This is a genomic window from Mesorhizobium sp. WSM4308, from assembly GCF_002294905.1.
GTDB lineage: Bacteria > Pseudomonadota > Alphaproteobacteria > Rhizobiales > Rhizobiaceae > Mesorhizobium.
In genome coordinates, this window is sequence record NZ_NSFW01000018.1 from 120,671 (window position 1) to 140,239 (window position 19,569).

The 19,569-nt window shown below is 63.3% G+C and carries 20 protein-coding genes; 4 read left to right on the forward strand and 16 right to left on the reverse strand.

Annotated elements, in window-relative coordinates; genetic code table 11:
• Positions 1 to 529 precede the first annotated feature (529 nt).
• Positions 530 to 1,939, forward strand: a complete 1,410-nt coding sequence (trmFO, locus tag CK227_RS28635; RefSeq protein WP_095772846.1) for a methylenetetrahydrofolate--tRNA-(uracil(54)-C(5))-methyltransferase (FADH(2)-oxidizing) TrmFO — start codon at positions 530 to 532, stop codon at positions 1,937 to 1,939.
• Positions 1,940 to 2,051: 112 nt separating this feature from the next.
• On the forward strand, positions 2,052 to 2,534 hold the full coding sequence (locus tag CK227_RS28640) for a T6SS immunity protein Tdi1 domain-containing protein (RefSeq protein WP_095772847.1): 483 nt from the start codon (positions 2,052 to 2,054) through the stop codon (positions 2,532 to 2,534).
• Positions 2,535 to 2,544: 10 nt separating this feature from the next.
• Here the strand turns inward: CK227_RS28640 and CK227_RS28645 are convergent, their stop codons facing one another.
• The 6 genes from CK227_RS28645 to yajC form a co-directional block, all read right to left on the reverse strand.
• Entirely contained in the window at positions 2,545 to 3,495 is a 951-nt protein-coding gene (locus CK227_RS28645; RefSeq protein WP_179296427.1) for a sterol desaturase family protein, read from the reverse strand.
• Positions 3,495 to 3,923, reverse strand: coding sequence for a hypothetical protein (locus CK227_RS28650; RefSeq protein ID WP_095772849.1), 429 nt, complete (start codon positions 3,921 to 3,923; stop codon positions 3,495 to 3,497). The genes CK227_RS28645 and CK227_RS28650 overlap by 1 nt, the downstream gene beginning before the upstream one ends.
• Positions 3,924 to 4,002: 79 nt before the next feature.
• Positions 4,003 to 4,854, reverse strand: coding sequence for a phytoene/squalene synthase family protein (locus tag CK227_RS28655; RefSeq protein ID WP_179296428.1), 852 nt, complete (start codon positions 4,852 to 4,854; stop codon positions 4,003 to 4,005).
• Position 4,855: 1 nt separating this feature from the next.
• Positions 4,856 to 5,251, reverse strand: coding sequence for an Mth938-like domain-containing protein (locus CK227_RS28660; RefSeq protein WP_179295843.1), 396 nt, complete (start codon positions 5,249 to 5,251; stop codon positions 4,856 to 4,858).
• Between the two features lie 26 nt (positions 5,252 to 5,277).
• Positions 5,278 to 7,827, reverse strand: a complete 2,550-nt coding sequence (gene secDF / locus CK227_RS28665) for a protein translocase subunit SecDF (protein ID WP_095772850.1) — start codon at positions 7,825 to 7,827, stop codon at positions 5,278 to 5,280.
• A 51-nt stretch (positions 7,828 to 7,878) separates the two neighbouring features.
• The gene (gene yajC, locus CK227_RS28670) at positions 7,879 to 8,220 is read right to left on the reverse strand and encodes a preprotein translocase subunit YajC (RefSeq protein ID WP_010909882.1); all 342 of its coding nucleotides are present in this window, start codon (positions 8,218 to 8,220) and stop codon (positions 7,879 to 7,881) included.
• Positions 8,221 to 8,508: 288 nt separating this feature from the next.
• On the opposite strand from yajC, the gene CK227_RS28675 reads away from it, so the two are divergent.
• Positions 8,509 to 9,399: an ATP-binding protein gene (locus CK227_RS28675; RefSeq protein ID WP_095772851.1), complete on the forward strand. Its 891-nt coding sequence runs from the start codon at positions 8,509 to 8,511 to the stop codon at positions 9,397 to 9,399.
• Here CK227_RS28675 and CK227_RS28680 read toward each other — a convergent pair.
• Positions 9,389 to 10,213 carry an AraC family transcriptional regulator gene (locus CK227_RS28680; RefSeq protein WP_095772852.1) on the reverse strand — a complete coding sequence of 275 codons (825 nt, stop codon included), beginning with the start codon at positions 10,211 to 10,213 and terminating at the stop codon, positions 9,389 to 9,391. The two genes, CK227_RS28675 and CK227_RS28680, sit on opposite strands and share 11 nt — an antisense overlap.
• 111 nt (positions 10,214 to 10,324) lie before the next feature.
• Here CK227_RS28680 and CK227_RS28685 point away from each other — a divergent pair, with 111 nt between their 5' ends.
• A complete protein-coding gene (locus CK227_RS28685; RefSeq protein WP_095773094.1) occupies positions 10,325 to 11,215 on the forward strand; it encodes an NAD-dependent epimerase/dehydratase family protein in 891 nt (296 codons plus the stop codon).
• A gap of 110 nt (positions 11,216 to 11,325) precedes the next feature.
• Here the strand turns inward: CK227_RS28685 and CK227_RS28690 are convergent, their stop codons facing one another.
• From CK227_RS28690 to CK227_RS28730, 9 genes are all read right to left on the reverse strand, one after another.
• Complete coding sequence (locus CK227_RS28690) at positions 11,326 to 12,873, reverse strand: peptidoglycan DD-metalloendopeptidase family protein (RefSeq protein WP_095772853.1); 1,548 nt, start codon at positions 12,871 to 12,873, stop codon at positions 11,326 to 11,328.
• 282 nt (positions 12,874 to 13,155) lie between these two features.
• Positions 13,156 to 13,809: a protein-L-isoaspartate(D-aspartate) O-methyltransferase gene (locus tag CK227_RS28695; protein WP_095772854.1), complete on the reverse strand. Its 654-nt coding sequence runs from the start codon at positions 13,807 to 13,809 to the stop codon at positions 13,156 to 13,158.
• Positions 13,806 to 14,564, reverse strand: coding sequence for a 5'/3'-nucleotidase SurE (gene surE, locus CK227_RS28700; protein ID WP_095772855.1), 759 nt, complete (start codon positions 14,562 to 14,564; stop codon positions 13,806 to 13,808). Before surE ends, CK227_RS28695 begins: the two co-directional genes overlap by 4 nt.
• On the reverse strand, positions 14,564 to 15,868 hold the full coding sequence (gene serS, locus CK227_RS28705; RefSeq protein WP_095772856.1) for a serine--tRNA ligase: 1,305 nt from the start codon (positions 15,866 to 15,868) through the stop codon (positions 14,564 to 14,566). Before serS ends, surE begins: the two co-directional genes overlap by 1 nt.
• A gap of 104 nt (positions 15,869 to 15,972) precedes the next feature.
• Positions 15,973 to 16,848: a twin-arginine translocase subunit TatC gene (gene tatC, locus CK227_RS28710; protein ID WP_095772857.1), complete on the reverse strand. Its 876-nt coding sequence runs from the start codon at positions 16,846 to 16,848 to the stop codon at positions 15,973 to 15,975.
• Entirely contained in the window at positions 16,845 to 17,570 is a 726-nt protein-coding gene (tatB, locus tag CK227_RS28715; RefSeq protein WP_095772858.1) for a Sec-independent protein translocase protein TatB, read from the reverse strand. The genes tatC and tatB overlap by 4 nt, the downstream gene beginning before the upstream one ends.
• Before the next feature lie 30 nt (positions 17,571 to 17,600).
• Positions 17,601 to 17,822 carry a twin-arginine translocase TatA/TatE family subunit gene (locus tag CK227_RS28720; RefSeq protein WP_010909892.1) on the reverse strand — a complete coding sequence of 74 codons (222 nt, stop codon included), beginning with the start codon at positions 17,820 to 17,822 and terminating at the stop codon, positions 17,601 to 17,603.
• Positions 17,823 to 18,002: 180 nt separating this feature from the next.
• The gene (gene scpB, locus CK227_RS28725; RefSeq protein WP_095772859.1) at positions 18,003 to 18,767 is read right to left on the reverse strand and encodes an SMC-Scp complex subunit ScpB; all 765 of its coding nucleotides are present in this window, start codon (positions 18,765 to 18,767) and stop codon (positions 18,003 to 18,005) included.
• On the reverse strand, positions 18,764 to 19,567 hold the full coding sequence (locus CK227_RS28730) for a ScpA family protein (protein ID WP_095773095.1): 804 nt from the start codon (positions 19,565 to 19,567) through the stop codon (positions 18,764 to 18,766). The genes scpB and CK227_RS28730 overlap by 4 nt, the downstream gene beginning before the upstream one ends.
• Between the last annotated feature and the right edge of the window lie 2 nt (positions 19,568 to 19,569).

Here is a 19,569-nt window from a genome sequence, read left to right on the forward strand (position 1 = left end):
GCGAACGGTCAGCCCTTATCCTCCTCCCGAGGGTTGACCACCAAAACGGCGCCCGCCGCACCTCCTCCCGCGGCGGGCGCTGTTCCCGGGGCAAACGAATTTTGCTCCAAAGGGTTTTGCCCCTTTTAAAAGATGGCAAAAGAGATTTCGTCAAAGCCGACCTCCTCCCCGGCAATGACGAATAGGTCCAACCTTCACCTCCTCCCGAGGGTTGGCCAACCAAACGGCGCCCGCCGCACCTCCTCCCGCGGCGGGCGTTGTTTCCCCGGAGCAAAATGAATTTTGCTCCAAAGGGTTTCGCCCCTTTTCAAAACGCGAAAAAGATTTCGTCAAAGCCGACCTCCTCCCCGGCGATGGCGAATACGGTCGATCTTCACCTCCTCCCGAGGATCGACCCCCAAAACGACACCCGCCGGACCTCCTCCCCCGGCGGGTGTTGTTGTTTTCGGCGCCTGGTTCACCATCTGCGGTTTGCCCGCACCAGGCACGGCAATTGCAATCGCCGCCCCAAGCGATTATTCCGGCGCTCATGAGCAAAAATCCCATACACATAATCGGCGGCGGTCTCGCCGGTTCCGAAGCCGCATGGCAGGCCGCGCAGGCCGGTGTTCCCGTCGTGCTGCATGAAATGCGCCCGGTTCGCGGCACGGACGCGCACAAGACCGATGGCCTGGCCGAACTCGTCTGTTCCAATTCCTTCCGCTCCGACGACGCCGAGAACAACGCGGTCGGCCTGCTGCACGCCGAGATGCGACTGGCCGGCTCGCTGATCATGAGCGCCGGCGACGCCAACCAGGTGCCGGCCGGCGGCGCACTGGCCGTCGACCGCGACGGCTTCTCCGAGGCCGTGACGAAGAAGCTCCAGGCGCACCCGCTGATCACCATCCAGCGCGAGGAAGTTCCCGGCCTGCCGCCGGCGGACTGGGACCAGGCGATCATCGCCACGGGACCGCTCACCGCCCCATCGCTGGCCCAATCGATCGCCGAGGCGACCGGCGCCGATGCGCTCGCCTTCTTCGACGCCATCGCGCCGATCATCCATTTCGACACGATCGACATGGACACCTGCTGGTTCCAGTCGCGCTACGACAAGGTCGGCCCCGGCGGCACCGGCAAGGACTACATCAACTGTCCGATGGACAAGGAGCAGTATCTCGCCTTCGTCCAGGCGCTGATCGACGGCCAGAAAACCGAATTCAAGCAATGGGAAGGCACGCCCTATTTCGACGGCTGCCTGCCGATCGAGATCATGGCCGAGCGCGGCGTCGAGACGCTGCGCTACGGGCCGATGAAGCCGATGGGCCTGACCAACGCGCACAACCCGACGGTCAAGGCCTATGCCGTCGTCCAGCTAAGGCAGGACAATGCGCTGGGCACGCTCTACAACATGGTCGGCTTCCAGACCAAGCTGAAGCATGCCGAACAGGTCCGCATCTTCCGCACCATTCCGGGCCTGGAAAACGCCGACTTCGCCCGCCTCGGCGGTCTGCACCGCAACACCTACATCAATTCGCCGACCTTGCTCGACGCCTCGCTGCAGCTGAAATCGCGTCCGGGCCTGCGCTTCGCCGGCCAGATCACCGGTTGCGAGGGTTATGTCGAAAGTGCCGCGATCGGCCTGCTCGCCGGCCGTTTCGCCGCCGCCGAGCGGCTCGGCCATGCGCCGTCCCTGCCACCGCTCACCACGGCTTTCGGCGCGCTGCTCAACCACATCACCGGCGGCCACATCGTTTCGGACGACGAGCCGGGCAAACGCTCCTTCCAGCCGATGAATGTCAATTTCGGCCTGTTCCCGCCGGTGGAAGCGGTGAAGATCGAAGGCAAGCGTCTGCGCGGCAAGGACAAGACGGTTGCCAAGCGCCATGCCATCACATCGCGCGCGCTGGGCGATTGCCGGCAATGGCTGGGTTTGCCGGCGCGGGCAGAGGCGGCAGAGTAGCCTTTAATTGCATACTCCAATCTGCCCCGGTCTCGGCCGCCATCAAGTAGAGTTCTTCACGGACTAGTTGCAGAAGTTCTCCATCTAGCTCTACCTTCATGGTGGAGGTCCGATGAGCGTCACCTGGCCGGAGATCGCTTTCCAACTTGAACCGGACGTCGCGCTGGCGGCGGCAAAAGCGTGGTCGTGGCTTTTACCGGAGCCTTGGAACCCGGTTGTTTGCTCAATGGTTGGAGGCGTGTTTATCGAGCAGCCGAACAACGGGGTTCACTGGCTCGATACCGGGACGGGCTTGGTCGAGCAGGTGGCTCACAATCGGGCGGATTTTGAGGAGATGATCAGGCTTCGTACTGATCTCGTTGACGAGTGGTTCCTCCCGCCGCTTGTGGAACGCCTTCGCGCCGCAGACAAGAAGCCGAAGACGGGAGAATGCTACGGCTTCACCATCTTGCCCGCCTTTGCCGAGGGCAAATTCGATGTCGAAAACATGTTTGTGGTCCCCGTGAGTGAGCAGTTCGTAGGCATGGCCGATATTCATCGCCGGCTGAGCGAATTGTCCGACGGCTCAAGGGTACGGCTCAAGGTGATCGATTAGGCGCGTAACGCTACTCCGCCGGCTCGGCACCCGCCATCGGCAATCCCGGCTTCCCCGCCTCGGCAGGATTGCGCCTGACATAGGCCGCCTTCAGGCTCTCCGAAGTTTCGCGCGAGCCGTCATGGCTCCAGCCGGGCGGCTTGATCAGGTAGTTCAGGCGATCGCTGAGCGTAATACCCGGCGCAAACGCATCCCTGAACATGCCGATCCATTCGTGGAACGCCACTTTCAGCGGGTTGAAGGTGCCGAGATTCCTGACGATGCCATAGCGCGGCCGGTCCTCTTCCAGCTCTTCGACGAAGCTGCCGAACATGCGGTCCCAGATGATCAGCGTGCCGGCATAGTTGGCGTCGAGATAGCGTGGATTGGTGGCGTGGTGGACGCGGTGGTGCGAGGGCGTGTTGAAGATGAACTCGAACCAGCCCCACATCTTGCCGATGGCCTCGGTGTGGATCCAGAACTGCCAGACAAGGTTGAAGCCGAAGGTGAAGGCAATCACCGCGGGGTGAAAGCCGAGCAGCACCAGCGGTGCCTGGAGGACGAACATGAAGGTGAACAGGCCCGTCCAGCTCTGCCGGAGCGCCGTCGACAGATTGTAATGCTGGCTGGAGTGATGGTTGACGTGTTCGGCCCACACCCAGCGCACCCGGTGCGCAATGCGGTGATAGACATAATAGCGCAAATCATCGAGCAGGAAGGCGGCCAGGAACACCCAGACCGACAGGCCGAGATTGAAGACGCGGAACTGCCACAGCCACAGCAGCGCCCAGTAGGAGACGACGCCAAGCAGCAGCCCGGCGACGACATTGCCGGTGCCCATCATCAGGCTGGTCACCGTGTCGCGCGTCTCGAACGAGCCTTTCGCGCGGCCGGTGCGCACCAGCCAGAGCTCGATCAGGATGGCGGCGACGAAGAACGGAATGGCCAACTGGGTAACTTGCGGAAAATCATAGCTGTCCATCACGCGGCCTCCCTGGCGGCATGGCGTGCTTCAAAAGCTTTCAGCAAGGCCTGCGCATCGCCGGCATTGGCGAAGCGGAAACGGCCGCCCTTCCAGGTGAAGTCCGTCAATCGCAATTGAATTGTGTTCGTCTCGTCGGAATTGGACACCGAGACGTCCGTAGCGGTGACGATGCGCGTCAAGAAGCAGTCGCCGATGCCGTGGACGATGCCGGTGCGCCCTCGTCCAAGGTCCAGAAATGCCGTTTTTGCGTCCGCCGTCAGGCGAACTGTTGCAACCATCTCGTCGGGAAAATCCTCGGCGAAACGGTGCAACGCCTGATCGGGATCGGCCAGCGTGGCCGTCTTGCTGCCGCCGGTGAAATGCACCGCTGCAACCGACAGCGCAATGCCAAGGACGACGATCACGACCAGAAAGGGCAAGCTCATGGATTTCCTCCGGGCCGGCCTGTCATCTCCGGCGACAGTTCCCGGCATGGCCGACTCCTTAGCACGATTGACGTTTACGTCAAAGTGCCGGCCAGCCCTTGCTCGCCCGCCGCACCAGCAGCCAGTGCCGGCGCAAGGCGGATAGCCGCGCGACGCCGTCGAGTGGCGAATGGCGCGAGCCTTCCATCCTGTCGAGATAGGCGCGCGACAGTGCCAATGGCAGGAATGCCGGGCGCAACGACGCCGGCAGCCCGGCGGCGCCCCGCTCGAATGCGGAAAGGTGTTCGCGTGCCAGCGCTGTTATCGCCGCTACGGCACGCCGCGCCCCAGGCCCGCCATCGCCGGCAACAAATTCCTCCGGCGTCGATCCCGCCGCCGCCAGAATGTCGGCCGGGAAAAAACACTGCCCGCGCTTGCGGTGCAGCGGCAACAGCAGCAGCAGTCCGGTCATGGCCTGCGCGCAGCCCGCCCTGCCTGCCAGTTCGGCGAAGCGGGGCGCCTCGACGGGATCGAGCACCATCGCCGCAAGCTGGATGAGCGCGGCCGCCGTCTCGCCGCAATAGCCTTCCAGGTCGGTACGCGACGGCATCGGATCGTCATAGAGATCGAAGATGCGCGCCTCGAGCATGTTGTCGAAGGCCGGCTTCGGCAGGTGATGGCCAGAAATTGTCGCCTTCAATGCGTCGGCGACGGGATGGCCGACGGCTGCGCCGTCACTGTCGGCGGCGATGAGGTCACGCCACCATTGCAGCCGCACCTCGCCCGGCAATGCTTCATGGATGCGATCGCGGATGCCAGCGATTTCGGCATTGAAAGCGTAGAGCGAAAACAGCGCATCGCGCTTGTCGGCCGGCGCGTAGAGTACCGTCAGATAGCGGTCATGATCGGCGGCGCGCACCGCGTCCATGACGATTTTGGCATTTTGCGACATATCACTCGACGGCGATGAGCGCGGCAGCCACGGCGCGGTCTTCCGCCAGGAGGACATTGTAGGTCCGCACCGCAGCCCCGGTCGACATCGGGTCGGAGGCAATACCGGCCTCCTTCAGCGCCGCTCGCAGCGCCGCGGGCAATGGCCTCAAATCCTTGCCCATGCCGACCAGCAGGATCTCGACCTTGTCGGCCTCGGCCAGCAGTTTTTCGAAATCGGCCACTGTCAGCGCTGAAGCGTCCGCCGGCTCCCAGCCATGGATGCCGGATGGCAGGCACAGCAGCGAACCGCGATGCGACATGTCGGCAAAGCGGAACCCGCCATTGCCATAGGCCTCGATCGACGCGCGGCCGGGGAAGTGCGCCTCGCGGATGACGATGCCTTTGCCGGTCACCACTTTCGTCACCCCTTCGGGGCCGCGCGTCAGGTCGCGACCGCCTTGCCGCCGTTGACCGGCTTCTCCTCGTCGGCCGAAGCCTGCGGCCGCAGCTTGAACAGGATCAGCAGCGGTGCCGCGATGAAGATCGACGAATAGGTGCCGAAGACGACGCCGAACAGCATGGCCAGCGTAAACGAGCGGATCACCTCGCCACCGAACAAAACCAGCGCCAGCAGGGCCAAGCTGGTCGTCACCGAGGTCAGCGTCGTTCTCGACAGCGTCTCGTTGATGGCGTTGTTCAACAGTTGCGGCAGCGGCATGCGCTTGTATTTTCGCAAATCCTCACGAACGCGGTCATAGACCACGATCGTATCGTTCAGCGAATAGCCGATGATGGTCAGGATCGCCGCCAGCGATGACTGGTTGAATTCAAGCCCGGAGATGACGAAGAAGCCGAGTGTCATGACCACATCGTGCACCGTCGCCACGATGGCGCCGACCGCGAACTGCCATTCGAAGCGGAACCAGACATAGACCAGGATGCCGACCAGCGCGACCAGCATTGCGATCGTGCCTTGCTTGGCCAACTCCCCGGAAACCGTTGGCCCCACAACTTCGACGCGGCGGAAGTCATAATTGTCCTGCAGCTCGCCGCGCACCTTGTCGATGACTGTCTGCTCGGCATTCTCGCCGCCATCCTGCGTGCCGACACGGATCAGCACGTCGTTCGGCGCACCGAACTGCTGCACCTGGACCTCACCGATGTTGAGATCCGACAGCCGGCCTCTGATGTCGGCGATGTCCGCATTGCCGCTCTTGGCCTGCACCTCGATCAGCGAACCGCCCTTGAAGTCGATGCCGTAATTGATGCCGACGGTCATGAACGTCACCACGGACAGGATCGACAGCGCGCTCGAGAGCGTGAATGTCCAGCGACGGATGCCCATGAAGGGGATCTTGGTGCCCGGCGGAATGAAGGTCACCGGCGCCTTCGGCAATTCCTTCGGACGGGCGCGGCGCAACCAGATCGACACCAGCATGCGGGTGAAGGTGAACGCGGTGAACACCGTGGTCAGGATGCCGATGGCGTAGGTGATGGCAAAGCCCTTCACCGGGCCGGTGCCGAGATAGAATAGCACCACTGTCGCGATCAGCGAAGTGACATTGGAATCAATGATCGTCGCCAGCGCCTTCGAGAACCCGGTATCGATCGCCTGGATCACCGAGCGGCCGGCGCGTCGCTCCTCGCGGATGCGTTCGTAGATCAGCACGTTGGAATCGACCGCCATGCCGATGGTCAGCACGATACCGGCGATACCCGGCAAGGTCAGCGTCGCGCCGAGCAGCGACAGCAGGCCGACGATCATCGCCACGTGCACCGCCAGCGCGATGTTGGCGAGGAAGCCGAGGAAGCCGTAGGCAACGAACATGAAGGCAACGACGAGGATCGAACCGATGATGCCGGCCACCTTGCCGGCATGGATCGAATCCTGGCCAAGGCCCGGTCCGACAGTGCGTTCCTCGATGACCGTCAGTGTCGCCGGCAGCGCGCCGGCTCGCAAAAGCACGGCGAGATCATTGGCGCTCTGGGCGGTGAAATTGCCTGATATCTGGCCGGTGCCGCCGAGGATCGGTTCACGGATCTGCGGCGCCGAGATCACCTGATTGTCGAGGATGATGGCGAACAGCTTGCCGACATTCTGCGAGGTCGCCTGGCCGAAGCGGGCGGCGCCCTTCGAATCGAAGCGGAATGAAACCACCGGCTCGTTGTTCTGCGAATTGTAGGTCGCCTGCGCGTCGACGAGGTTTTCGCCCGAAACGATGACGCGGTTTTCGATCAGATACGGAACCGGCGGATCGTCCTGCGAATAAAGCACCGAGGAGCCTGCGGGCGGGCGCCCCTTGAGCGCGTCCTGCACCGGCATCGACTGGTCGACCATCTGGAAGGTCAGCTTCGCGGTCTGGCCGAGGATTTCCTTCAGCCGCTGCGGATCCTGCAGGCCTGGCACCTGCACAAGGATGCGGTCGTCGCCCTGCCGCTGCACGATGGGCTCGGTGGTGCCGAGTTCGTTGACGCGGCGCTCGACCACTTCGATCGACTGCGCCAATGCGGTCGATGTGCGGTATTTGATGCCAGCGTCGGTGACGGTGAATTTGAGCAGGCCCGGCTCGGAATCATCCAGCGACATTTCCTGGATGGAGCCACCGGAGAACAGGCCAGCGGCGACAGGATCGGTCAAGGTCTTCAACGCCTTTTTCGCGGCGTCGAGCTGGGCCGGATCCGTGATGCGCACCTGCAAGGTCCGCCCGGTGCCGGCAAGGCCGGTATAGCCGATCTTGGCGTCACGCAGCAGCGTGCGGATCTCGTCGCGCGTCGTCTCCAATCGATCCTTGATCAGATCGTTCTGGTTCATCTCCAGCAGAATGTGCGAACCGCCCTGCAGATCGAGGCCGAGCGTCATCTGCCGCTTCGGCACCCAGCTCGGCAGCTGGGCCAACGTGCTGGCGGGGAACAGATTGGGCGCGGCGAGGATCACTGTGATGGCGACGGCCACCCAGATCAGGATCATCTTGAAGCGCGAAAAATACAGCATATGGCGTCGTCCGTCAGAGCGTGTCCGCGGATCGCTCCGCCTTGAATTGGGTTATTTCTTGGCGTTCTGGTTGGCCACCGGTTCGCCCTTGACGCGCACATCGGCGATCGTCGAGCGCAGCGCCGTCACCTTGGTGCCACCACCAAGGTCGATCTCGAGCTCGTTGTCGTCGATCACCTTCGTCACCTTGCCGACGAAACCGCCGCCGGTGACGACCGTGTCGCCGCGGCGGACCGCCGCCAGCATCTCGCCGCGCTTCTTCAGCTGCGTGCGCTGAGGGCGGATGATCAGAAAATACATGATCACGAAAATCAGGACAAACGGCAAAATGCTGATGAACATATCGGGAGAGGCGCCGCCAATGCCTTGGGCGTATGCCGGTGTCACGAACATCGAGGTACTCCTGAATTTTGAAAACAGCCGCCAACCGTCCTGCGGAGTTTGGCGGCCCCTTGAAATTTGGCCGGAATATAGTCGGTAAAGTTGTCAATGCAACTGCGCGACCGACCAAATCGGCTGCTTTTCCGGCCTGTTCGCCCGTGTTAGAGCAGGATCGCGAAAAGCGAGAGCCGGTTTACAGAAAAGATCACGCTCGAACAAAAGGTTGGGACCGGTTTCGAACCCGACGGATTCGAACGTGTCCCACCTGCCTGCCCCACGAAACGAGCCAGAAGACCTGAAATGACCGACAGCACCATCGACGCCCTCAACAAGAAACTTGACCGCCTGATCGAGGCTGTCGGCCGCCTCGCCCCGCCGCCGGTGCCTGAAACCGACCTCAGCGAGGCCGACTGCTTCGTCTGGCAGGCGGATCCCGGCTATCTTGAGCCGGTGCGCAAGGTCAATCGCGTCGACATCGGCCTGATCCGCGGTGTCGATCGCGTCCGCGACATCCTCGTCGACAATACCGAGCGCTTCGCCGCCGGCTTTGCCGCCAACAACGTGCTGTTGTGGGGCGCGCGCGGCATGGGCAAATCGTCGCTGGTCAAGGCCGTGCATGCCGAGATCAATGCCCGGGCCAAATCACAAAAGGCTAAATCCGACCTGCCGCTCAAGCTGATCGAGATCCACCGCGAGGACATCGATACGCTGCCGAAGCTGATGGGTCTGCTGAAGGCCGCGCCGTTCCGCGTCATCCTGTTTTGCGACGACCTGTCCTTTGATCATGACGACACGTCCTACAAGTCGTTGAAGGCGGCACTTGAAGGCGGCGTCGAAGGCCGCCCGGCCAATGTCATCTTCTACGCCACCTCGAACCGCCGCCATCTGTTGCCGCGCGACATGATCGACAATGAGCGCTCGACCGCCATCAACCCGTCCGAAGCGGTCGAGGAGAAGGTCTCGCTCTCCGACCGGTTCGGGCTTTGGCTCGGCTTCCACAAATGCTCGCAGGATGAGTATCTCGAGATGATCAACGGCTATGCCAGCCATCATGGCCTCGACATCGACCCCGGGCAGCTGCGCGCGGAGGCGCTGGAATGGGCGACGACGCGCGGCAGCCGCTCGGGCCGCGTCGCCTGGCAATTCACGCAGGATCTGGCCGGCCGGCTTGGCAAGCCGCTCAAGGATTGAGGCGTCGCGCCCGTCGCACGTCGCGCGGCGTTTGGCCGATCTCGCGGCGCATCCAATGCGCCAGATGTGACTGGTGCGCGAAGCCCGTCAATTCCGCGACCTCGCTGGTGCTGAGATCTCCCTGCTGCAGCAGGGCACGCGCGCGTTCGACCCGACGTCGCAACACATAGCGATGCAGTGTGACGCCCGTCGCCACCTTGAACCATGTCCGCAAGTGCGAGCTGCTCGCGCCGGCCACCCGGGCCAGCCGATGGATCGAGAGCGGCTCGTGGAGAGCGGCCTCGATGTGCTCCAGGACGCGCTTGAGCTGGATATCCGACAGGCGGTTCGTTCGTTCGATGTCCATATCGTCGGCACCAAGCAGCCTGACCGCCAGCGCGGCGCCAATGCTGTCGGCGAATAGAGAGCCGCTCGGTGGGCCCGCATCGAGATCGCTCTGGAGCGCGCGAGCGAGATGCTCGATGCGCTGGTCACGAAGCAGGTGGCGCGTGTCGAGCCGCGACATCAGCGCCCTGCCGCCAAGTTCCGCCGCTACCCTTTCCATCAGGGCTGGCTGCAAGACGATCTCGATCGTGTCGAACGCGGTTTCGGCCTCGAAACCGCCCTCCTCGCCAGCTGGTACCAGGTCGATATCGCCGGCGCGCCTGACGAAATGGCGCCCAACCTGATTGCAGTAGGAGCGTGTCGCCGCGCTTGCATGCACCATGACACGATGGTGCGGCGCCCGCGGCAGACGATGGACACCTGCCTCGATGTGCCGGGAGATCATTGCGACGTCGGATGGGGATCGGGCCGGAGCGAATTGTGGACGCATGCTCTCTCGATTCGTGGCGAAACCTGTTCAAGATTTGGCAATTCCCGCGCGATTTTCAATGCCGCGAACCTGTACGCACGTCTCTCCATCAAGCTTGGAAGAGAGGTTGCCATGAGTTTCTATGTTGTCGTCGGCGCGGGCCCAGTTGGACGCGAGACCGCGCGCCTTCTTGGAGAGGAAGGACATGATGTCGTTCTCACCAGCCGAGGCGTCGGTTCGAACGCGCTGCCGAACGTGCGGACCATACAGGCCGATGCCACGCATGCCTCGGAACTGTCGCGTATCTGCCGAGGTGCCGATGCCATTTTCATGTGTGCCATGGCCGCTTATGATCGGTGGCCGATCGACTTTTTCCCCATCATCGATGGCACCGTGCGCGCGGCCGAAGCGGTCGGCGCCAAACTCATCGTGCTCGGAAACCTCTATGGCTATGGGGAAAATGCCGATAGCCCGCTTCGCTCCGACCTGCCCCTGGATCCCACTTCGAGGAAGGGAACCGCCAGGACGATCATGTGGCAGCGGGCGGTTCGTGCCGACGTACCGGCGATCGAAATACGCTCCAGCGACTATCTCGGACATGGCGCGATCAGCTATTTTTCACTGATCGCGCTGCCCTCCATCATCGAGGGCAAGCCTACCGCCTTCATTGGCGACCTCGACGCAACCCATGCCTGGACCTTCACCAAGGACGTCGCGAGGACGCTGGTCGCGGCGGCCCGCTACAACGGCGAATGGGGACGCGCGTTTCACGTTCCCTCGCAATACGCCTCACCACGGGAGCTCATCCAGAAAACCGCGGCGGTGCTCGGACGAGAGCTTTCAGGGACACGTTCCTATTCCGCCCCTGAGATCGAATCCCTGGGCATGCATGAGGCCATCGAGATGCGCTACCTCTTCGAGAGACCCCTGCTGGTTGATGCCTCCGACACAGAAGCACTTCTGGGCGTGAAGGCCAGCCGCCTCGAGGAGATGATCGCCGACACGCTCCGCGATCATCTGTGAACCGCGCGGGCGGGCTTTGCACAAACTGAAAAAGCCCGCTCCTTGCGGAACGGGCTGAGCCGGCGGGCCGGACTGGAGGTCAGACGGCCCGCAAAATCGCTTTTTTTGTTCTATTCGAGATAGGTCGAGGGATCGACCGGCGCCGAGTTCTTGCGCACTTCGAAGTGCAGCTTCGGCGAGTCCGTCGTACCGCTCATGCCCGAGAGTGCGATCTCCTGGCCGCGCTTGACCTTCTGGCCGCGCTGCACCTCGATCGAACTGGCATGGCCATAGACGGTGACCAGGCCGTTCTCGTGGCGCACCAGCACCGTGTTGCCGAATTCCTTGAGCCCATCGCCGGCGTAGATGACGACGCCGTTCTCGGCCGCCTTGATCGGCGTGCCCGAGGGCACGGCGATGTCGACGCCGTCCTTGCCGGATCCGAAACCGGAGATCACCCGGCCGCGCACCGGCCAGCGCATCTTGCCGATACCCGTGGCATCGGGCGCCACCGCGTCGTCGTCCTCGGCCTGCTGGATGACCTTCGCGTCCTTCTTCGGCGGCGTATAGGATGCCAGCGTTTCCGACGGCGTGGCCTTTGCCGGAGGCTGCGTGGTTGCCGTGGTCACCGGATCGACTTTCGCCGGCTTGGCGCTGGCGACCGTCGCGGTTCCACCGGCCGGCACCTTCAGGGTCTGGCCGATCTTGAGCAGGCCATCCTTCATGCCGTTGGCCTGCTTAAGCGCAACGACGCCGACGCCGGTCTTTCTGGCGATCGAAGACATCGTGTCACCCGACTGGACCGTGTAGGTGCCGGCGGCGCCTGTTGCCTTGGCGACCTGCGCCGGCTTGGGCTCCTTGGGCTGGCTTGCGGCGGCCGAAGCATCGACCTGCGCGGCGGACTTGCCTTCCTTGAGCTTAGGCTGCTGCGGCAGGACGGCGACCTTGTCCGGCGCGGTGGCCGGCAGGTCGTGCTTGCCATCCTTCGCCGGCCCGTCCTTCAACGGCCTGGCGTCGGCGACCTTCGGCTCGGCCTTGCTCGAATAGGCATAGGCCGGAATGACGATCTTCTGGCCGGTCTTCAGCCCCTTGGTCGGGCTCAGGCCATTCACCTTCATGATGACATCGGCCGGCACTTTGTAATGCGCCGCCAGGCCGGAAATGGTCTCGCCGTCCCTGACGACGATCTCGGTCGCGTGCGGCCTGCCCGCCTCGGCCACCTTCGGCGCGTCGGGCTGGGCATTCTTGAACGGCTTGGCGGCCGGCTCCACGGTGCCGGTTGTCGTCCTGTCGACATGGGGAGCAGGCCGAACCATGGCCGGCGCCGAAGCGGCACGCACTGGATTGGCGGCAGGCGCGAGCGCCGGCGCGGGTTGCGCCTGGGCTGAAACGGGCGGCGGCAACGGCCGGCTCGAAACCGGGTCGAGGCTCGAGCGGCTGATCGACTGCGTGTGGCTGCCGTCAAGCGGCGCGGCCGAGACATCGCCCGGATAGGGCTGTACGGCATCCTGCTTGTTGATGATGGCGCGCTGATTGTTGGTCGAGGAAGTGAAGACGTCGTCGACACTGTTGAACCGCGAAGCCTGGGAACTGCACCCGGCGGCCGCCCCCGCAATCATGAGAACAGCGCAGCCCCGCGCCAGATTGCGACTGTTTGTCTTCAAAACACTGAGTTGCATCGCACTAACCCGCACAAACGCTGCACCAACTGGATCGGATTAAAGCGCGTTAATGTTACTGGTCGGTTAACCCATTAGAATCCGACGAAAATTTTCTTAAAACATTCGAGTGCGCAGGAGGCGCGTCGAGATTCAGGTCAGACCAAGTCGAAAATGGTTGATACCGAGAACCGGAGCGGAGCGTACTTCAGTACGTGAGCACAGTTCTACTGCGACGCAGTAGAACGGGGAAGCGCAGGTGTCAGCCATTTGCAGGGCGGTCTCACCTGAATATCAATGCTCCTAGATGACCGCGGCTATGCTGCGCAGGATCGGCTGCAGCCGCACGAGGCCGATATCCTCGCGCTCGAAACGGCTGCCGACCTTGGTGAGCTTGGCCAGCACCTGCTCGCCCTCCTCCGGCCCGATCGGCGCGATGACGATGCCGCCGCTCGACAGCTGGTCGAGCAGGAAGCGCGGCAGGCTGTCGAAGGCGGCCCAGGCGACAATGCGGTCGAACGGGCCTTCTGCTGGCAGGCCGCCGGAGCCGTCGGACTGGCGCACGATGACATTGCCGATGCCAAGCGCCTCGAAACGCTGCCTGGCCTGCTCGACCAGGGTCTTGTAGCGGTCGATGGTGACGATCCGCGCCGCCAGCCGTGACATCACCGCCGCCGTATAGCCGGAGCCGGTGCCGATCTCGAGAACGCGATTTCCCGCTTCGATGGCAAGGGCCGCGATCACCGCCGCCTGCATGTCGGCGCCTTCGATCGCCTCGCCGCATTCGATCGGCAGCATGCGGTCGGACCAGGCGAGTTGGTGGAAGTTGGCCGCCAGGAAGCCGCGCCGTGGTGTCGCCTCGAAAGCCGCGATCAACGCCTTCGGCACGGTTCCCCTGCCGCGCAGGCGCAACAGGAAAGCGGCAAATCCTTCGCGGTCATCGATCGGCAGATTCATGCAAGCGCCTTGCTCAGCTGGTCACGGATCTCATGCGCGGTGAGGTCGAGCTGCAACGGCGTCACCGACACCAGACGGTTGCGCAGCGCGTGGAGGTCGGTGCCTTGCTTGCCCTCGACCGGCTCGCGGCCGAAGCGCAGCCAGTAGTAAGGCAGGCCGCGCCCGTCACGGCGCTCGTCGACCCACAGGCTGTGCACGAGTTTTCCTTGTGTGGTGACCACCGTGCCCGCGACCTCTTCGGGAAGGCAGTTGGGAAAATTGACGTTGAGAAGCACGCCGTCCGGCAGCGGCGTCGCGACGAGCTTCTTCAGCAGTGCCGGCGCAAGCGCCTCGGTCGTTTCATAGGGAACGATGCGATCCTCGCCGACATAGGAATAGCCCTGGCTGAGCGCGATCGAGCGGATACCGAGCAGCGCGCCTTCCATGGCGCCGGCGACGGTTCCCGAATAGGTCACGTCGTCGGCGATATTGGCGCCCGAATTGATGCCTGACAGGATCAGGTCAGGCGCGCCGGGCAGGATCTTCTTCACCCCCATGATGACGCAATCGGTCGGCGTGCCGCGCACTGCAAAATGCTTCTCGCCGATCCTGCGCAGCCGCAGCGGCTCCGAGATCGACAGCGAATGCGCATAGCCGGACTGGTCCTGCTCCGGCGCCACCACCCAGACATCGTCGGAGAGTGTGCGCGCGACGCGTTCGAGCGACGCCAGGCCCTCGGCATGAATGCCGTCGTCATTGGTCAGAAGAATGCGCATTACTTCGCTTCGATCTTTGCCAGACCGCCCATGTAAGGCCGCAGCACTTCAGGAATGGTTACGCTGCCATCCTCGTTCTGGTAGTTTTCGATGACGGCAATCAGGGCGCGGCCGACGGCGGTGCCCGAACCGTTGAGCGTATGGACGAAGCGATTGCCCTTGCCGTCCTTGTCCTTGTAGCGCGCGTCCATGCGGCGCGCCTGGAAATCGCCGCAGACCGAACAGGACGAGATTTCGCGATAGGCGTTCTGGCCGGGCAACCAGACCTCGATGTCATAGGTCTTGCGCGCGCCAAATCCCATGTCGCCGGTGCACAAAACCATGGTGCGGAACGGCAGTTCCAGCCGCTTCAGCACTTCCTCGGCGCATTGCGTCATGCGCTCGTGCTCGGCGAGCGAGGATTCCTGGTCGGTGATCGACACCAGCTCGACCTTGTAGAACTGGTGCTGGCGCAGCATGCCGCGTGTGTCCCGGCCGGCCGAGCCGGCTTCCGAACGGAAGCACGGCGTCAGCGCGGTGAAGCGCAGCGGCAGCTTTTCATGCGCGGTGATTTCTTCGCGCACGAGATTGGTGAGCGGCACCTCGGCGGTCGGGATCAGGCCAAGCCTACCCTCCCCATGCGGCGTGAAGAACAGGTCTTCCTCGAATTTCGGCAGCTGGTTGGTGCCGAAAAGCACTTCGTCGCGCACCATCAGCGGCGGGATCACTTCCTCGTAGCCGTGCTCGGTCGTATGCAGGTCGAGCATGAACTGGCCGATCGCGCGTTCCATCCGCGCCAATCCGCTCTTCAGCACGGTGAAGCGCGAGCCCGACAGCTTTGCCGCCCGCTCGAAATCCATCATGCCGAGCGCTTCGCCGACCTCGAAATGCTCCTTCACCCAGTTCGGCCGCGTCGGCACCTTGCCGACAATGTGTTTGACGACATTGTCGTGTTCGTCCTTGCCGACCGGCACATCGTCGAGAGGCACGTTGGGCAGCACCGCCAGCGCGTCGGTCAGCGCCTTGTCGAGCTCGCGCTCACGCGCCTCGCCATTCTGGATGAAGGTTTTTATATCGCCGACTTCGGCCTTGAGTTTTTCGGCAAGAGCGGCGTCACCCGAACGCATGGCGTTGCCGATCTCCTTCGAGGCGGCGTTGCGGCGCTCCTGCTTGGTCTGCAGCTCGGTGACGTGTTCGCGCCGCGCCTCGTCCCTGGCGATCAGATCATCGACCGTGGACTGCGCCTCGCCGGCCGACCACGAGCGCTTCACCAGCGCCTCGACAAGGGCCTTCGGGTTGTCGCGAATCCATTTGATGTCAAGCATGGTTTGAACGCTCCTGAGCTAAGCTCCGAGGGCGTAAACCGCATCCTTGACCGATGCAAGATGAGGCTGGGCGGCGCTTGTCGTTTTCCGCCGCCGCTGAGGTCTTACGAGGCAGCCGACGCCGGAGGCTCGTCCGGTGTCTTGTCGGCCACGGTCTCCCCGGCTTCCTGCTTCTCACGCGCCAGGCGCTCGCGCTCCTGGCTGCGCTCGATCAGGCGGGACGACCAGATGGCGACCTCGTAGAGCAGGATGGTCGGGATGGCCAAGCCGATCTGGCTCATCGGATCGGGAGGCGTCAGCACGGCGGCGACGACGAAGGCGATGACGATCGCCCATTTGCGCTTCTCGGCCAGCGCCTTGGACGACAGCATGCCTACGCGCGTCATCAGGCTGGTCACCACCGGCAGCTGAAACACCAGGCCGAAGGAGAAGATCAGCGTCATGATCAGGCTGAGATATTCCGACACTTTCGGCAGCAGCGAAATCTGCACCTGCTCGTCCGTGCCGGCCTGCTGCATGGCGAGGAAGAACCACATTACCATCGGGGTGAAGAAGAAATAGACCAGCGAGGCGCCCATCAGGAACAGGATCGGCGACGCGATCAGGAACGGCAGGAAGGCGTTGCGCTCGTTCTTGTAGAGGCCGGGCGCGATGAATTTGTAGATCTGCGTGGCGATCAGCGGAAAGGCGATGACCATGCCGCCGAACATGGCGAGCTTGACCTGCGTGAAGAAGAATTCCTGCGGCGCGGTGTAGATCAGCTCGACCTTGTGCGGGTCGAGACCCGCCCATTTCGTCGCCCATCTGAAGGGGACGACCAGAAGGTTGAACAGCCTCTTGGCGAAGAAGAAGCAGACCAGGAAGGCGACGAAAAAGCCGCCGAGCGACCAGATCAGCCGGCGGCGCAACTCGATGAGATGCTCGATCAGCGGCGCCGACGACTTCTCGATCTCGTCCTTTTCCTTGTCCGAAACGCTCACTTGGCGGCTCCAGCCGTCTTCTTGGCCGCCGGCTTCTTCGCCGGCGCAGGCTTCGGTTCGGCTTTCGCCACGGTCTTTGCCGCAGTCGCCTTGGCGGCGGCAGGCTTCGTCACGGCCTTTGTCGACGCCTTAGGCGCGGGTGCGGCTTTTACCGTCACCGTCTTCGCGGATGTCGAGGTCTTGGCTGGCACCTTTGCCGCCGGCGCGGCCTTGGCGGCTTTCCTGCCCGCCTTCGGCGTCACGGCAGGTCCCGTGGACGCCACCACCACCGATTCATCGGTCATGGCCGGGAAAATCGGCGTTGGCGGCGTTGCTCCCGCGGCGCTGACGCCAGGCATTTCCGTCGCGCCGTTCTTCAACGGCTCGGACGCCTGCGGCGCCGTAGCCACCGGCGTTGCCGGATCGGCGGCCGGCTTCGGCTTCATCGCCGAGTCGACGCCGGCACGCACATCGGCCGCAGCCTGCTCGAACGGATTGAGCTGTTTTCTGATCTCGGCAACGGGGCTGAGCCCCCTGAGCTCGTCGACCGACTTCTTGACGTCGTCGAGTTCCGCTTCCTTCAGCGCTTCGTTGAACTGTTTCTGGAAGTCGGCGGCCATGGCGCGCAGCTTCGCCGTCGTGCGGCCAAAGGTGCGCAGCATATTGGGCAAATCCTTCGGCCCGACGACCACGATCATGACGACCGCGATCACCAGCATTTCGGTCCAGCCGACTTCAAACATGGCACTCTGTTCCGACTAGAACTTTTTGGCTCAGCTCTTGCTGGCTTTTTCCTTCACGGCCGAAACGGTCTCGTCGGCACGGTGTTCGACGGTGCGCTTGTCGTCGGCGACGTCGTCGTCCGCCATGCCCTTCTTGAAGCTCTTGATGCCTTTGGCCATGTCGCCCATCAGCTCGGGAATCTTGCCGCGGCCGAAGACCAGCAGCACGATCACCAGCACGATCATCCAGTGCCAAATCGAAAATGAACCCATAGCAAATCTCTCTCGAATGTTTTCCCTGGCGATGATCTATGCGTTTTCGCGTTGAGATTCAAACACAACAGCGACAGAGTTTATGAAAGGGTGACGGATGTCACGCTTTTTCGACTCGCTGGCCCGCTACCAATCGGCGCATCTACGACCTATCGGCGCGCTTGGACAGAGCGCCAGTGGTCAATCTTCCGTGACGCGTGGCGTCAGCAGGCCGAGTTCCTCGAGATCGATGTCGGTCAGCGGATCCTCGTCTTCCGTCAGCAAGTCGGGATCGGCCGGCGGCTGCGGGATGGCGAAATTCGACGGCATGCGGCCCGAGAGCAGGCCCGCCCCCTTCAGTTCTTCCATACCGGGAAGATCGCGGATTTCCTCGAGCGCGAAATGATCGAGGAAGGTTTCGGTGGTGCCATAGGTGACGGGGCGGCCAGGTGTCTTGCGGCGGCCGCGCATGCGCACCCATTCCGTCTCGAGCAGCGTGTCGAGCGTGCCCTTCGACGTCTCGACACCGCGGATATCCTCGATCTCGGCACGCGTCACCGGCTGGTGATAGGCGATGATCGCCAGCACTTCGAGCGCCGCGCGCGACAGCTTGCGCTGCTGCACCGTATCGCGGCTCATCAGGAAGGCGAGATCGCCGGCGGTACGGAAAGCCCAGGCGTCGCCGACCCGCACCAGATTAACGCCGCGCCGGGCGTAAACCTGCTGCAGCTCGGCCATGGCCAAAGCAACGTTGATGCCGTCGGGGAGGCGCGCGGCAAGCTGCTTTTCGCTGACGGGTTCGGCGCTGGCGAACACGATCGCCTCCGCCATGCGCACGGCCTCCGCAATATGCAGGCGCTCGGCCGGGTTCTGCATCGGATCCTCGGCCGAAGTCCGGTCGAGCTCGCCTTCCAGCTCATCGTCCACCTTGAAGGGGATAACCGAAGCGTTGGCGCGTTCGCTCATGATGCCACCTCGACTGCCTTGATTGCCGGTGCGCGGTGATCGCGCAGATAGATTGGCGCGAACACCTCGTCCTGTCGCAGATCCATCTTGCGCTCGCGCACCAGTTCCAGTGTCGCCGCGAACGAGCTGGCGATCGCCGTGCGCCGCTCTTCCGGGCTGGTCATGTATTGGATGAGGAAGCTGTCCAGCGCCGTCCAGTCGCGCAGCGAGCCGATCAGCCGGGTCAGGATGTCGCGCGCGTCCTTGAGCGACCAGACGCCACGCCTGGCGATCGTTACATTGGTGATCGCCTGCTTCTGCCGCTGCTGGGCATAGGCGGTCAGGAGATCGTAGAGCGACGCCGAATAGGCGTTGCGCTTCTCGATGATCACCATTTCGGGCATGCCGCGCGCGAACACGTCGCGGCCGAGGCGATTGCGATTGACTAGGCGGGCCGCCGCATCACGCATCGCTTCCAGCCGCTTCAGCCGGAACTGCAGCACGGCCGCCAGTTCCTCGCCGCTCTCGCCCTCTTCGCCCGGCTGCTTGGGGATCAACAGCTTCGACTTGAGGAAGGCGAGCCATGCCGCCATCACCAGATAGTCGGCCGCAAGTTCGAGCCGCAGCGCCCTCGCCTTCTCGACAAAGGCCAGATACTGCTCGACCAGCGCCAGGATCGAGATGCGCGCCAGGTCGACCTTCTGGGTGCGGGCAAGATGCAGCAGAAGATCGAGCGGGCCTTCGAAGCCGGCCACATCGACGACCAGCGACGGGTCGCCGGTGACGCGTGAATCGTCATTCTCGGCCCACAGGCGGTCCATCG

What these genes read in the sequence shown, in the direction of transcription:
- trmFO (WP_095772846.1), top strand. Translation starts at nt 530, where the DNA reads ATGAGCAAAAATCCCATACACATAATCGGCGGCGGTCTCGCCGGTTCC.
- CK227_RS28640 (WP_095772847.1), top strand. Translation starts at nt 2,052, where the DNA reads ATGAGCGTCACCTGGCCGGAGATCGCTTTCCAACTTGAACCGGACGTC.
- CK227_RS28645 (WP_179296427.1), bottom strand. Translation starts at nt 3,495, where the DNA reads ATGGACAGCTATGATTTTCCGCAAGTTACCCAGTTGGCCATTCCGTTC.
- CK227_RS28650 (WP_095772849.1), bottom strand. Translation starts at nt 3,923, where the DNA reads ATGAGCTTGCCCTTTCTGGTCGTGATCGTCGTCCTTGGCATTGCGCTG.
- CK227_RS28655 (WP_179296428.1), bottom strand. Translation starts at nt 4,854, where the DNA reads ATGTCGCAAAATGCCAAAATCGTCATGGACGCGGTGCGCGCCGCCGAT.
- secDF (WP_095772850.1), bottom strand. Translation starts at nt 7,827, where the DNA reads ATGCTGTATTTTTCGCGCTTCAAGATGATCCTGATCTGGGTGGCCGTC.
- yajC (WP_010909882.1), bottom strand. Translation starts at nt 8,220, where the DNA reads ATGTTCGTGACACCGGCATACGCCCAAGGCATTGGCGGCGCCTCTCCC.
- CK227_RS28675 (WP_095772851.1), top strand. Translation starts at nt 8,509, where the DNA reads ATGACCGACAGCACCATCGACGCCCTCAACAAGAAACTTGACCGCCTG.
- CK227_RS28680 (WP_095772852.1), bottom strand. Translation starts at nt 10,213, where the DNA reads ATGCGTCCACAATTCGCTCCGGCCCGATCCCCATCCGACGTCGCAATG.
- CK227_RS28685 (WP_095773094.1), top strand. Translation starts at nt 10,325, where the DNA reads ATGAGTTTCTATGTTGTCGTCGGCGCGGGCCCAGTTGGACGCGAGACC.
- CK227_RS28690 (WP_095772853.1), bottom strand. Translation starts at nt 12,873, where the DNA reads ATGCAACTCAGTGTTTTGAAGACAAACAGTCGCAATCTGGCGCGGGGC.
- CK227_RS28695 (WP_095772854.1), bottom strand. Translation starts at nt 13,809, where the DNA reads ATGAATCTGCCGATCGATGACCGCGAAGGATTTGCCGCTTTCCTGTTG.
- surE (WP_095772855.1), bottom strand. Translation starts at nt 14,564, where the DNA reads ATGCGCATTCTTCTGACCAATGACGACGGCATTCATGCCGAGGGCCTG.
- serS (WP_095772856.1), bottom strand. Translation starts at nt 15,868, where the DNA reads ATGCTTGACATCAAATGGATTCGCGACAACCCGAAGGCCCTTGTCGAG.
- tatB (WP_095772858.1), bottom strand. Translation starts at nt 17,570, where the DNA reads ATGTTTGAAGTCGGCTGGACCGAAATGCTGGTGATCGCGGTCGTCATG.
- CK227_RS28720 (WP_010909892.1), bottom strand. Translation starts at nt 17,822, where the DNA reads ATGGGTTCATTTTCGATTTGGCACTGGATGATCGTGCTGGTGATCGTG.
- scpB (WP_095772859.1), bottom strand. Translation starts at nt 18,767, where the DNA reads ATGAGCGAACGCGCCAACGCTTCGGTTATCCCCTTCAAGGTGGACGAT.
- CK227_RS28730 (WP_095773095.1), bottom strand. Translation starts at nt 19,567, where the DNA reads ATGGACCGCCTGTGGGCCGAGAATGACGATTCACGCGTCACCGGCGAC.